Annotated in this window: 7 protein-coding genes; 3 read left to right on the top strand and 4 right to left on the bottom strand. The window is 60.5% G+C overall.

The genetic code is table 11. The features are described 5' to 3' along the window. Nucleotides 1-47: 47 nt before the first annotated feature. Both HW556_RS07670 and HW556_RS07675 read right to left on the bottom strand, forming a co-directional pair. On the bottom strand, nt 48-2,687 hold the full coding sequence (locus HW556_RS07670; RefSeq protein WP_176899436.1) for a PspC domain-containing protein: 2,640 nt from the start codon (nt 2,685-2,687) through the stop codon (nt 48-50). Nucleotides 2,688-2,737: 50 nt separating this feature from the next. Further along, entirely contained in the window at nt 2,738-3,085 is a 348-nt protein-coding gene (locus tag HW556_RS07675; protein ID WP_176899437.1) for a PadR family transcriptional regulator, read from the bottom strand. Between the two features lie 278 nt (nt 3,086-3,363). Here HW556_RS07675 and HW556_RS07680 point away from each other — a divergent pair, with 278 nt between their 5' ends. Together HW556_RS07680 and porU2 are read left to right on the top strand one after the other, a co-directional pair. Beyond that, nucleotides 3,364-4,461 (top strand): putative type IX sorting system protein PorV2, encoded by a 1,098-nt coding sequence (locus HW556_RS07680; protein WP_176899438.1) that lies wholly within the window; start codon nt 3,364-3,366, stop codon nt 4,459-4,461. A gap of 60 nt (nt 4,462-4,521) precedes the next feature. Then, on the top strand, nt 4,522-9,045 hold the full coding sequence (gene porU2 / locus HW556_RS07685; protein WP_176899439.1) for a putative type IX secretion system sortase PorU2: 4,524 nt from the start codon (nt 4,522-4,524) through the stop codon (nt 9,043-9,045). Between the two features lie 157 nt (nt 9,046-9,202). Here porU2 and HW556_RS07690 read toward each other — a convergent pair whose 3' ends face one another. Continuing rightward, entirely contained in the window at nt 9,203-9,688 is a 486-nt protein-coding gene (locus tag HW556_RS07690; protein ID WP_176899440.1) for a dihydrofolate reductase, read from the bottom strand. A gap of 289 nt (nt 9,689-9,977) precedes the next feature. Further along, nucleotides 9,978-10,481, bottom strand: a complete 504-nt coding sequence (locus HW556_RS07695; protein WP_176899441.1) for a regulatory protein RecX — start codon at nt 10,479-10,481, stop codon at nt 9,978-9,980. A gap of 177 nt (nt 10,482-10,658) precedes the next feature. On the opposite strand from HW556_RS07695, the gene HW556_RS07700 reads away from it, so the two are divergent. Beyond that, entirely contained in the window at nt 10,659-13,307 is a 2,649-nt protein-coding gene (locus HW556_RS07700; protein ID WP_176899442.1) for a DUF5686 and carboxypeptidase regulatory-like domain-containing protein, read from the top strand. Nucleotides 13,308-13,404 lie beyond the last annotated feature (97 nt).

Here is a 13,404-nt window from a genome sequence, read left to right on the forward strand (position 1 = left end):
CTACCCAGAGAACCTGCCGTACCATTTGGGGCTGCTTGCTGGGCTGCTTAGTCGCGTACGGCCCGGATGCTGGAGGCCCCCACGGCGCTACGGCGCACATTGGTGGGCGAGCCAGTGTACTCGATTATGCTGGCCCCAGTGGCTTCGGCCTGTAGCTCGCCGGTTACGTTCAGGCGTACTTTGCTGGCACCTACTATATCAATGTTGGCATTGCGGGCGGTGAAGCCCGGGGCGGTTACTTCGCAGGCACCGGCTCCGTCAATCGAGAGCTCATCGGCCGAGCCACGTAGCGCTGCCCGGCAGGCGCCGGCCAGGTCCAAGTCCAGTTGGCCAAACTTGCCGTCAAGAGTCAGCTGGCTGCCGCCGGCCTGCTCCACTTGCAGGTCGCCGGTGCCAAAGCCACTTACCTGGGCTCGCGCGCCACCTACCAGTTCCAGCTGGTTCAGTTCGGGAAGCTCTACCGTTATCAGCACGCGGCTGGCTTCGGAAGAAAAATTGCCCATCCGAAACACGCTGCGGTTGCGGGGCTTGATAACCAGCTCGCTGCCGTCGCGCTCTATCAGCAGCTGGCGCAGAGCCTCGTCGGAGCCGGCGGCTTTGATGGAGTAGCTGCTGCCGGGGCGCACCACCAGCCGGTAGGGGCCGGCCACCGATACGTGGTCGAAGTCCGACTCGGAGTAGCTGCGCCGGCCTGCGCCGTAGCCATCTTCGGAGGTGTCGAAGCTGTCTACGCCACCAAAGTCGAGGTTGATGTTGGCATCTGCGCGGCCTTCATCGTAGTCGTCGCTGGTTTCGCCGTCGGCAGTATCCTCGTTGCCGCCGCGCAGGTCCGCATCGGTGCAGGTCAGGCATTCCAGTTTGCTACCCTTCATGCGGTACACGAAATTCTCCGACCTGTAGGGCTGGCGTCCGCCTACAAAATCTTCCGCATCAAGCCAGTTGGAAAAAGACTCCGTCATGCGGAAAGTCCGGCCGCGGGGCATGAGCAGGCGCAGGCGCATCTGCTGGTCGCGCAGGCGGGCGTTGGGTTGGTACGTGAAGTGGTCGTCTACGCTCAAAGTCGAATCGTTGAGGATGCGCAGGTTGTGGGTAGTGGACGTGGCGGCCGTGCGGCGGGCCAGCGAATCGGACGAGCCTTTGGCGGAGATGATGCGCTCGAATCGGGGTGCCTGGGCGCTGTCTATACCAATCATGTCCAGGCCTACCCACTGGTCGTTATCGAGCTGGCGGCGCTCCAGCAGCAGCCGGGAGCTGGTCAGGCCGTTGAGGGCTACGGTTTGCGTAACCTCCGACTCGCGCTGAAACTCGCGGCTGGCCCGTATGCCTGCCATCGAGCTGCCTACGATGCCCAGCAGCCACAAGCCCAGCAGCGTGAGGTTGGCAGCCCGCGAGAGTACCGGACGGCGCAGCAGCATGCTTACTCCGGTGAGCAGCAGTGCCAGCGCCGGAATGCCTACCAGCAGGAAGAACGACAGCACGGCCCACACGGAAATATCGTTGAAGAGCAGGAAGGGCTGCAGCGGACCGACATCCACCCAATCGGGTGCCGTAGTCATCCCTAAGCCAACCCCCAGACCCAGGATAATGGGCAGCAGCAGGCTGAAACCAGTCAGAATGAGCAGGCCACCCACGATGGCCCGGATGATGCCGCCAATACCGTTGAGCACCGGCCGGAGGTTGCTGAACGAATCCTCCAGAAACGTACCTACAGGCCGGTTGTTGGGGGTGCCGGTATCGGAGCCAGCCGCATAGGGGTTATCGCGCAGGTTGCTGTCGAGGGCCGAGAGCGTAACGGCCGAGCCGCGCATGCGGAGCCGGTCGGAGGCTGTTTTGGCCTCGGGCAGCAGAATCCAGAGGGCAATGTAGAGCGGGAAGGCGAAGCCGCCAGCGAACAGGCCTACCAGAAACAGAATCCGGATCAGCACCACATCAACCCGGAAGTAAGCGGCCAGACCGGCCGATACGCCGCCCACTTTGCCGTTGTCGGTGTCGCGGTAGAGCTTTTTGAAGGTCGGATCCTCATCGTCCGGCGTGGCGCCGTAGTGCTTGGGCAGGGCAATCCAGAGCACCACATACAGTAGCACTGCGAAACCACCCAGGCTGAACCCCTCGAAGCGGAAGGACTCATCATCGAAGTCGAACACGCCCCGGGAAATGGGCTTGATAAGCGCCAGGACCAGAAAACCCAGCCGGATCCAGAGCGGATTGACGGCAAAATAGCGGGCAATACCGGCGGCCACACCCGCCACCTTGCGGTTGGCCATGTCGCGGTACAGGCGCTTAGCGCCCGTTTCGGCCTCGTCGGTGGTAGGAGGTACATTGGAGGTGGTCGAACTGCCGCCGGTGCTTCCGGTGTAGGTGCCCTGGGCCGAGCCGTTGGCTACGGCTGAGGCTAGCAGCTGCTCGTCTTCGTCGGCCTCATCGGCAGGCTGGAAGTCGCTCACGCGGCCCATCTTGGCGGTCATGCTTTCCACGTCTTCCAGGGTGATTACCTGCTTGAGTGGCGAGATGCGGGCGGCGAAAAGCTCGGCAATACGGCCCTCAATGTCGGCCACGATTTCCTCGTGCCCGCGGTAGCCGCTAAAGTGGGCCTTTACCTCGGTCAGGTAGCGGCTGAGCACTTCATATCCGTCTTCCTCAATGTGGAAGATCATGCCCTGGAGGTTGATGCTGATGTTCTTTTTCATCGTAGTTGCTGCAACAAGTCAACAATAGGAGTAGAGGAGGGAGGCGGCGCTTAGAGCGCAGGCGTGGAGCCGGGTTTCTGACTGATGATGCGAACCGACTCCTGGACTTCTTCCCAGGTCAGGCGCAGCTGGTGCAGAAAGTCCTGCCCGACCTCGGTGAGCGTGTAGTACTTGCGGGGCGGGCCACTCATGGATTCTTTCCAGGTGTAGTCCAGCAGGCCCGCATTCTTGAGGCGCGTGAGCAGTGGGTAAAGCGTTCCTTCCACGACCAGCATGCGGGCCGCCGTCAACTCCTCGAGCATATCGGAGGCGTAGACCTCGCCGCGGGCAATAATTTCGAGGATGCAGAACTCCAGAATGCCCTTCCGCATCTGCACTTGGGTGTTCTCGACTTTCATAAGTGAAGACAGATTGGGGGTGAAGAATGAGTCAAAGATAGTAAAAGGTACTATGTAACACAAGGTACTGTTAAAATAAATATTTGGCTGCGCTGATTTTTGGTCTCAGTGCACTGCCAACCCACTATGGCTTAAGTGTCAGAGGCGTATCTTTGGGCCTGTCTTTTCAGGTTTTTAGCGGGAAGGCAATCCGGGACGCACTATTACTAAGTATCTTGCGTTGCTGCCGAAACAGTGCTTTTCTTCCTTTATCGGACTCGAATCTAGCTCACTTCTCTATGCCCCACTTCTCCTCTTATAAGGCCTTGCTGCTGAGTGCAGGCCTAAGTCTGGCGGTACTGTCGCCGGCGCTGGCCCAAACCAAAACGCCCAAGTACAGCAACGAATTTCTGAACGTAGGCGTGGGTGGCCGGGCGCTGGGCATGGGCAAAGTGCAGGTCAGCCTGGCCGATGATGCCACCGCCGGCTACTGGAACCCGGCCGGCCTGGTGAGCCAGAAAAACAAGTACGACGGCGTGCTGATGCACTCCGAGCTGTTTTCGGGCATCGTGAAAAACGATTACGCCGGTTTCGGTATGAAGCTCGACGACAAGAGCGCCCTGGGCGTGAGCCTCATCCGGCTGGGCGTTGATGACATTGCCGACACCCGCAACCTGGTGAACGAGTACGGCTACATCGACTACAATAACATCCGCTATTTCTCGGTGGCCGATTACGCGCTGCTGCTCTCCTACGCCCGCCAGATAAGCTCCATTGAGGGCCTGCAGGTGGGAGCCAATGCCAAGGTCATCTACCGCAACATCGGCTCGTTTGCCGATGCCATCGGCTTCGGTATCGATGCCGGCGTGCAGTACCGCCGCAACGGCTGGCAGCTGGGCCTCATGGCCCGCGACATCACCACCACCTACAACGCCTGGACCATTCACCGCGACCAGTTCGAGGGGCCGGCCAATGCCCTGGACCAGATGCCCGAGAACAGCACCGAAATCACGTTGCCGCTCTTCGTGTTTGGCGGCAGCCGCCTTATCAAGCTGCCCGGCGAGTTTACGGCCCTAGCCGCCCTCGATATGGAGCTGAGCACCGACGGTCAGCGCAACACGCTGGTATCGAGCAAAGCAGTGAACCTCGACCCGCGCGCCGGCTTGGAGCTGGGCTACAAGAACTTGGTGTACCTGCGCGGTGGCGTGGGCAACGCCCAGCAGGTGCAATCGTTCACGGGCTCCGAAACCTGGAAAGTGCAGCCCAGCCTGGGCTTAGGCGTAGCTTTAAGCGGCTTGCGCCTCGATATGGCTCTCACCCGGCTGGCCGTGGAAAAGCTGGGCCAACGCTCGCAGCCCACCTCCATCATTGTGTCGCTGGGCTACGGCCTAAAATAAGTTTTGATGCGGTGCTTCAGCCCGCCGAACGTTATGTATTCGCCTTCTAGCAGAATATCGATGAAACAACCTTACTTGAAAAACGTGTGGCTGGTGCTGTTGCTGAGCCTGCTGGGCACAGCCGTAGCCTCGGCCCAGTCGGGCCCCTACGGCAACGAGTGGCTGGTGCCCGGCCAGCAGTACTATAAGATAAAAGTAACCCGCGACGGTATTTACCGCCTCGACTACGCCTACCTACAGCGCGCTGGTCTGAGAAGCGGCAACCCAGCCCAACTGCAGCTGTGGCGGCGGGGCAAGGAGGTGGCCATTCATGTAGGCGGCAACCCAGCAACGCTCGATGCCAGCTCTTTCGTCGAGTTTTTCGGCCAGCGTAACGACGGTCAACTTGACCGCGGCATGTATAAAGACCCGGCAGAGCAGGTACACAACCTCTATAGCCTATACACCGACACGGCCGCCTACTTCCTAACTGTGTCGCCCACCGCTATGGGCAAGCGCATGGCCCAGCCTCAGTTGGCGGCCGGCGCGCCTCATGCCAACTGGCTCAAGCAGGATACTCAAATACAAGCGGCTACCTGGTCAAGCATCAGCGAAGAAGAGCTGGTGTACCAACCTTGGATGGAGTCGGGCGAGGGCTTTCTTTCGACAAACATCGGCTACCGCGACCAGCGGCTGGTTGGCGAGGGAAACTATGTGCTTGATTCGCTGGCTGCCGTAGTCGGCGACCCATCCCTGGAGTTGGTAGTAGTGGGAACCAGATTCATTACCCGCACGATTGTCGTATCAGTCGTTTCGGGCAGCAACCCTCGCCAAGTGGGTACTTTCCCCTTGGCCGGTTTGGCTAAAAGAACCTTTCGGACCGCGTTGCGAGCCTCCGACGTTGGAGCCGACGGTAAGCTGCAGGTGAAAGTGACGGCCCCTCAGGTACCCGGCTACACCAAAGATAACTTCGTGCGCGTGGGGTACGTGCGCGTTACTTACCCGCAGGCCCGCCGCTGGGTGGCAGGCCAGGTTGGGGTAGGTTTTTTGCCCGATTCGACGTTGGCCAAGCCGGCTACATATCAGTTTGATAACCTGCCCGCCACCGTAGTAGGCTACGACGTAACCGACCCCACTGCCGTAGTGCGCATTTCACCCCAGACTGCGGGTAGCACTTCTCAGTTCGTATTTCCGGCCGGCACCGTCCGCTCCCCGATGCTGCGCCTGCACGATTTAGCCCGCGCCTTGGTGCCGCCGCTGCCAGCGCAGTCGGTCCGTTTCCGGGTCCTGCCCACTACAGCCAACTTCTTGATAGTGAGTGCCCGGGGGCTGATGAAACCCACCACTAACGGCACCACGGGTAACGCCGTGCGTAGCTATGCTGATTACCGCGCTTCGGTGGCGGGTGGCAGGCACGATACGCTGGTAGTAAGTACCGAGCAGCTCTACGACCAGTTCCACTACGGCGAGAAGTCGGCGCTGGCCATCCGACAGTTTGCGCAATGGATTCTAATGAAAAACCCGGCCACAAAGCGCAGCTTGTTGCTGCTGGGTAAGGGCTATGAAACCGGTACGCGCGTCAACAAAGGACTGTTCCATCGCCAGGCCACACCGGCTCAATACGAAGGTACGCCCGATTATGTGCCCACCAGCTCGCGCGGGGCATCCGATATTTTCTTCACCGCCGACTGGACCAATGGCGACTATATCAGCCGGATGGCCACCGGGCGCGTGGCGGCTAACAATCCCGACCAGATTATAAGTTACCTCAACAAGCTGCGCGAGCACGAGGCCCTCGGCCTGGAGCCCTGGCGGCGCAATGTGGTGCTGCTGGCTGGCGGCCAAAGGGACAATGAGCCCGAAGAATTTAAAGGGTACTTGGAAGAATACGGCCAGATTATGCAGAAACCCTTTTTTGGGGGACGTATAGTGCGATTTATTGATCGGATTGGGCGGCTAGGCTTTGAGCCCATAGTCGTTGATATTGCGCCACAGGTGAACGAAGGCGTATCCATTATCCATTACTTCGGTCACGGCAGCCTACGCAACTTCGACCTGACACCTACCAACATTCTGGCCCCTGCAAGTGGTTACGCTAATAAGGGTCGTTATCCGGTGATGTTTATGAGCGGCTGCGTGGCCGGCAATGCGTTTACAGGCGAAGGCTCGATGGGCGAAGACTGGATGCTGGCACCTGATAAAGGCTGCGTAGGCTTCATGGGTAACTCCTCGCTCGATGTAGCGGCTAATATCGATCAGGTAGACAAGCTGACGTACCAACTGCTGCTCACCGACCCGCAATGGTACGGTAAACCGGTGGTAGAGGCACAGGCTGAGGCGTTCCGACGCCTACAGCCCACACTGCTGTTCGGTGGTCCTTTTGCTGTTCCCTCCCTGATGAGCACCATCTGGCAGGGCGACCCGGCCCTGCGGTTGTTCTCGCCCGAGCGGCCCGATTTCCAGACTTCCGACAGCCGCCTGCAACTGGCGGCAGCCGTGGTGCAAGCCACCCCGGGCGCCTCATTCCAGTTGAAACTGGGCGTGAGCAACCCCGGAAAAATTACTCCTGGCCAACTCCCGATTCGGGTAACGCGCACGGTGGGTAGTACCACGAGCACCTTTGATTTTGTGGTTCCCCAGCCCCGCCAGGATACTACCTACACGCTGGCGCTGACCAACCCTGCTATCGGTAGTGTGGCCGGCCAGAATACGTTTCAGGTTGATATCGACCCCGACAACGTTATTCCCGAACTCGACGAAACGAACAACCGCGCCACGCTCAACTACACCTTCCTGACGGGCGGGGTAACTACGCTAAGCCCGCCCGAGTTTGCCATTGTGGGCTCGAATGAGGTGCGGCTGGTGGCCCAGAGCAACGTGCCCACCACCGTTAGCCGCGAGTACGATTTCGAGCTGGATACCACCCAGACCTTTACTCGCCCGCTGCGGCAGGCAAAGCTGACTGCCATAATGGTACCCGAATGGACGCCCGCGCTGCCTGCCTTACCCAGCCAGTCCGACAGCGTGGTATGGTACTGGCGTGTGCGCCTGCATGCGCCGCAGGGCGACGAAAGCTCCGATTGGGCCGTCAGCTCGTTCCGCGTGATTAAGGGCCGCACCCAGGGCGGCTGGTCGCAGAGCCACCCCGGCCAGTTCCGCCGCGACGAGCGGAGTGGGGTAGAGGTGGCCGTGCCCGGTGGGCAGTGGAGCTTCAACGAAAACACCCAACAGGCCACCATCACATCTACCCGTATCGGTCCGGCGCAGCAGTGGGAAACACTATTCCACACTATCCGCACCACTGCGGGTACCGACTACACGCTCAAGTTGCTGGGTATTGATAGCTTGGGCACTACAACTGTACTCAACCCTAACGTCACGAACCGGGCGCTGGCGCTGGGTAATGTATCGGCTAAAGAGTACCAGTATCTGCAGTTGCAGGCTATCTTCAACACCGATAACCCCGGCGAGACTCCGCAGCTGGAGCAATGGCTGGTAACCTATCAGGGAGTGCCCGAAGGGGTGGTGCGGCCCAGTGCCACGCCGCTCACGGCCGCGCAGCTAACGGATCAGGCTCAGAAAAACGGGACTGTTACGGTGCCGGTTTCCTTCCAGAACGTATCGGACTTCGATTTCAAGGCGCCACTCGTGGGCTATATCGTGTTGCGTTCGGGTACAGTTGGGGTTCCGCGCGAGCGGTATTACGCACTCAGCGGCCCGGCCCTGCGAGCCCATACGCAGCAGACTTATAATATTACGTTGGATGCCCGAGGCCTTTTCGGTGCCCTTTCGGGGCAGGTAGTACTTAACCCGCGCCGCCAGCTCGAGCAGAACTATTTCAACAACGAGCTGACGCTGGCACCCTTCGAGGTAACCAACAACGATACGCCACCAGTGCTCGATGTAGCCTTCGATGGCCGCCACCTGCTCAACGGCGAAATCGTGTCGTCGCGGCCCAGCATCAGCATTCAGCTGCGCGATTTGGATAAACTCCGCCCGGTTACCAGCCGCGGAAACTTCCTGCTCGTTCTCACCCGCCCCGGTGGGGCGGGGCAGGCCATCGACTTGAACGGGGCCAGTATCACCTCTTTCCAGGCCGATTCAGCCCAGGGCTTGGCCCGTATGGTATTCGAGCCGGGCAAGAGTCAGCCCCTCACCGATGGCATTTATACGCTGGAAGTGCAGGGTAAAGACGGCAGCGGCAATGCGGCGGGTACCGAGCCCTACCGCATCACGTTTGAGGTGGTATCCGGTTCTTCTATCACCAACGTATTCCCGTATCCTAATCCGGTTACCAGCAAAACCCGTTTCGTTTTCACGCTCACCGGTGATGTGGTTCCGCGCAACATGAAGATTCAGATTGTGAGCCTGACGGGCCGGGTGGTGAAGGAAATCATGATGGAGGACATGGGCCCGCTGCGCATTGGCAACAACATGACCGAGCAATACTGGGACGGTACCGATACCTATGGTGACCGGCTGGCCAACGGCACCTACCTCTACCGCGTGGTGCTCGATGACCCCACGGGCGAGTTCAAGCAGCGCGCCACTGCCGGCGATAAAGCCTTCAAAAAAGATTGGGGCAAGCTGGTGCTGCTACGGTAAGTTGCTTTTGAGTGAAGACTAAAAAAGCCCCTGATACCTTTACTGGTGTCAGGGGCTTTGGCTTTTTGAAGCGGGCGCGAAGCTTTACAAAGAGCAAATGGCCTTGGTCAAGCTTCAGGATGATAATGGATTTGCCAACCTGGCCTCGTTTGGCTGCTCACCGCCGCCGTAGCGTAATAAAGCTGAAGGCGTATTCATGGGTGGTGTCGGGCTCATGCCGCTCGCGGCTTTCCTCACGCCATTCGCCGGGGTGCAGTTCGGGAAAAGTTACGTCGCCTTCGAAAGCGTGGTGTACTTCGGTCAGGTACACGGTGTCGGCAGCGGGCAGGGCCTGCTGGTAGATTTCGCCACCTCCGATAACGAAGATATCTTCATCAGTCGTGCGGGCAATTTCCAGCGCCTGTAACACCGAAGCGGCCGTTTCGCAGCCCTCTGCCTGCCAGCCGGCCTGGCGTGTAACCACAATGTTGCGCCGCTTCGGCAGGGCCCGCCCGATACTGTCATAGGTGCGCCGGCCCATAATGATGGGGTGGCCCAGCGTGAGCTGCTTGAAGTGCTTCAAATCCAGTGGCAGGTGCCAAAGCAGGCGGTTTTCGCCCCCGATAACGCCGTTATCGGCCACGGCTACAACAAGTGCGGTCATTTTTTTTAATTGAAGAGTAGAAGCGAAAAACGTAGAGCAGTTGCGGTAAGCAACTAAAATAGCGGAGGTCGATGTAGGGGCGGGGGTGGGGCTCCTCCCCCCCTCCGCGAGGGGGGTGGTGGTAGTTTTTGGGTGTTTGCAAAAGGGCGAGGCGACGGGGGGGGGGGGGGGGGGGGGCGGGGGCGCGGGGCGGCCCCCACCCCCCCCCCGGAGTAGAGACAACTCCGGTAGAATCAAGAGGCGGGGGGGGGGGGGGGGGCACCACCCCCCGCCCCTACGTCGTTCTACCTTACTCGTCGTCGTCCTCGGGCTCTTTCCCCAAGTCGTCGAGGGCCATTTTGATGAGGTCCTGCTCGTAGCCTTTACCCATCAGGTAGACCTGAATTTTCTGGCGGCGCTTGCCGGGGTGGCGCTCCTTTTCCTGGCGGTCCTTCTTTTCGAGCAGGTCCACTAGGTTTTGGTAGTACTGGTCGCCGTCGATTTCCTTCATGCCCGACTTCATGCAATAGTCGGAGATACCCTTCTGCTTGAGCTCCTGCATAATGCGGCGGCGGCCCCACTTCTTCTGGCTATAGTGGCCGCGCACGTAGGCCTGGGCAAAGCGCTCCTCGTCGAGCAGCTTTTCGCGGCTGAGCCGGATGATAATTTCGCCGGCTTCGTCTTCGTTGAGGCCGTAGCTGCGCAGCTTGGCTTCCACTTCCTTCTGGTAGCGTTCCTGGTAGGCGCAGAACTCGGCTATTTTACGCAGGGCCTCGGTGGGGGTGTAGAACTTGGGAGCGGCGGGTTTGAACATAGCGGGCAGCTTCAGAAAGTTGGGAGCGAAACAAGATACAGTCCTCAACAACAAGCCGCCCAAAATAGCTCACTGGCTGTTTCGGGAGCTACTTTCTTTTGCCGCCGTGCCACCCCTGGGCAACTGTAAATCAATTGTTTTGCTCTTACTTGCATGGTCTGTTATTATCCGCTTCGTATGCCCTTGCTGTATTTGCGCCCTGCCTTTGTGTTTCTGTTGCTGCTGAGCACTTTGCTGGCCGGGCCGGCCTGGGGCGGCGTGGTGCGCGGCCGCCTCTCCGACCCCAAGGGTGAGGGGCTGGCCTTTGCCAACGTGGCCGTGCGCGGCACCACCAACAGCACGGCCGCCAACGAGCAGGGCAATTACCAGCTGCGGCTAGCGGCCGGCACCTACGAGCTGGTGTTCCAGTACGTGGGCTACCGGCCCAGCCTGCAAACCGTGCGCGTAGCCGGCGGCGACACGGCCACGGTACTCAACGTGACGCTTACACCCGAAAACTACCAGCTGCGCGAAGTGGTAGTGCGTGGCTCCGACAAAGACCCCGCCTACGCCATCATCCAGCAGGCCATGCAATGGCGGCGTTACCACGAGCGCGAGGTTGCCGCCTTCAAAGCCCGTACCTACGTGAAAACGCTGGCTCGCTTTTCCGACGTGCCGGGCAAGATTCTGGGCCTCGTGAAAGTGGGCCCCGACATCAAGCCGGGCATTTTTTACCTGTCCGAATCAGTATCGGAGCTGAGCTTCCGCCAGCCCAATGTGGTGAAGGAGCGCATGATTTCTTCGCGGGTGAGCGGCGACGCCCGGGGTATGAGCTTCAACCGGGCCGGGGCCGGCGAGGGGCTGAACTTCTACCAGAATCTGCTGAAAGCTCGGTTTTCGGAGCGCGGCTTCGTGTCGCCGATTGCCAGCAACGCCTTTGTGTTTTACCGCTACGAGCTGGAGGGCAGCAGCCAGCGGGGCAACCTGCTGATTCATAAAATCAAGGTAACGCCGCGCCGCACGTCCGACCCGGTTTTCGCGGGCCACATATACGTAGTCGATGGCACGTGGCGGCTGCAGTCGGTGTCGCTGGATCTGACCAAAAACGCGCAGATTGACTACGTGGACCGCCTACACATCGAGCAGCTGTTCGGGCCCGCGCCGGGGCCGTCGGATGTGTGGGTGATGCAGTCGCAACGGATTACGGTGAACTTTACGGCCTTCGGTTTCAAGGGCAGTGGCTACACGACGGCCGTGCTCTCCAACTATCGCGTTACGCCCACTTTCCCCAACCGCCCCGCTCCCACCCTGGCCCCAGCGCCTCCGGTGGCCGATGATGCGCCCGTGGGCCGCGAAACCGTGGCCGACGTGAAGCGCCAGCGTCCCGATTTGAGCGGACTGAGCCGGGCCGTGCGGCGCCAGGCCAAACAGGCCGAGCAAGCCAGCGCCCGCGACACCAGCGGCGTGGGCCGGCTGCGCAAGGGCGAGGTGATGCTGGTGGAAAAGGATGCCAACGAGCGCGACACCACCTACTGGGCCAGTATCCGCCCTACCCCGCTCACCGATGAGGAACAGCTGGACTACCGCGTGAAGGACAGTACCGAGGTCATCCGCAAGTCGCGGCCCTACCAGGATTCACTGGACCGCAAGCGCAACGAGCTGGGCGTGGGCGAACTGCTACTGACGGGCTACACGTACAGCCGCACGTTCGAGAAGCGCAGCTGGTACGTGGCCCCGGTGTTCAACATCCTCAACTACAACACCGTCGAGGGCGTGGTGCTCAATCCCGAGGCCACCTTCACGCAGCGCACCACCGACCGGCGCACCTGGTCGGTTACGCCGAGCCTGCGCTACGGCTTTAGCAGCGAGCGGCTGAGCCCGAGCATATCGGGCAGTTGGCAGCTGCACCCGGTGCGGCTGGGTCGCCTGATTGCGCGGGTGGGCCGCACCATTGAAAACTTCGACCGCGGCAGCCAGCTCACGCCCTTCATCAACAGCTACTATACGCTGCTCGAAAACCGCAACTACGCCAAGCTCTACCGCCGCGACGGCGCGGCGCTGGGCTACCAGTGGGAGCCGCTCAACGGCCTCACGCTGCTGGCCCGCACCAGCTACGACGTGCGCCACGAGCTGCAGAACACCACCACCAAGCTGCTCCGCGACGCGCCAGACCGCGCCTTCACGCCCAACGAGCCAGTGGCCGCCGAGCTGCCCGCTGGTACCGGTTTCGGCCGCAGCCGCGCCCTGAGCACCGAGCTAACGGCCAGCTTCCAGCCCGGCCAAAAGTACATTACGCGGCCCACCGGCAAGTTCAACCTGGGCTCGAAGCTGCCCGCTTTCTCTTTCACCTGGCGGCAGGGCATTGGCAGCGTGCTGAGTTCCGATGTGCGCTACACGCTGCTGGAAGCCGGGTTGCGGCAATCGGTGTCGTTTGGTTTATTGGGCACGAGCAACTACCGGGTGGCAGCCGGCTTCTTCCCCGGCTCGCCTCAACTGTCCTTCATAGATTTCCGCCATTTCAGCGGCAACCGCACCTACCTGGCCGCCGATTTCAGCCAGTTTCAGCTGCTCGACTATTACCGTTTTAGCACTGCCGACCGGTTTGTGGAGGCGCACTACAACCACCATTTCAACGGCTTCCTACTGAACAAAATACCGCTGCTACGCCGCCTGAAGTGGCAGGAAGTGGCCTCGCTCAACTACGTCACTACGCCCGCCGCTGGCCACTACCTGGAGCTGGGCGCAGGTATCGAGCACATCTTCAAAGTTATGCGGGTTGATTTCTACACCAGCCTGCAGTCGGGTAGCCGCGCCGGCACCGGCATCCGGGTAGGCCTCGGGATTTAGAACGATGTAGGGGCGGGGGCCTTCCCCCCCCCCCCCCTGGCACGGCCTCCGAAAGTGGCGGACTGGTGTGGGGGGGGGGGAGGTGGACTTTCTTTTC

It is taken from the genome of Hymenobacter terrestris, from assembly GCF_013377905.1.
GTDB classification, from domain to species: Bacteria; Bacteroidota; Bacteroidia; order Cytophagales; family Hymenobacteraceae; genus Hymenobacter; species Hymenobacter terrestris.

What these genes read in the sequence shown, in the direction of transcription:
- HW556_RS07695 (WP_176899441.1), bottom strand. Translation starts at nt 10,481, where the DNA reads ATGTTCAAACCCGCCGCTCCCAAGTTCTACACCCCCACCGAGGCCCTG.
- HW556_RS07670 (WP_176899436.1), bottom strand. Translation starts at nt 2,687, where the DNA reads ATGAAAAAGAACATCAGCATCAACCTCCAGGGCATGATCTTCCACATT.
- porU2 (WP_176899439.1), top strand. Translation starts at nt 4,522, where the DNA reads ATGAAACAACCTTACTTGAAAAACGTGTGGCTGGTGCTGTTGCTGAGC.
- HW556_RS07690 (WP_176899440.1), bottom strand. Translation starts at nt 9,688, where the DNA reads ATGACCGCACTTGTTGTAGCCGTGGCCGATAACGGCGTTATCGGGGGC.
- HW556_RS07700 (WP_176899442.1), top strand. Translation starts at nt 10,659, where the DNA reads ATGCCCTTGCTGTATTTGCGCCCTGCCTTTGTGTTTCTGTTGCTGCTG.
- HW556_RS07675 (WP_176899437.1), bottom strand. Translation starts at nt 3,085, where the DNA reads ATGAAAGTCGAGAACACCCAAGTGCAGATGCGGAAGGGCATTCTGGAG.
- HW556_RS07680 (WP_176899438.1), top strand. Translation starts at nt 3,364, where the DNA reads ATGCCCCACTTCTCCTCTTATAAGGCCTTGCTGCTGAGTGCAGGCCTA.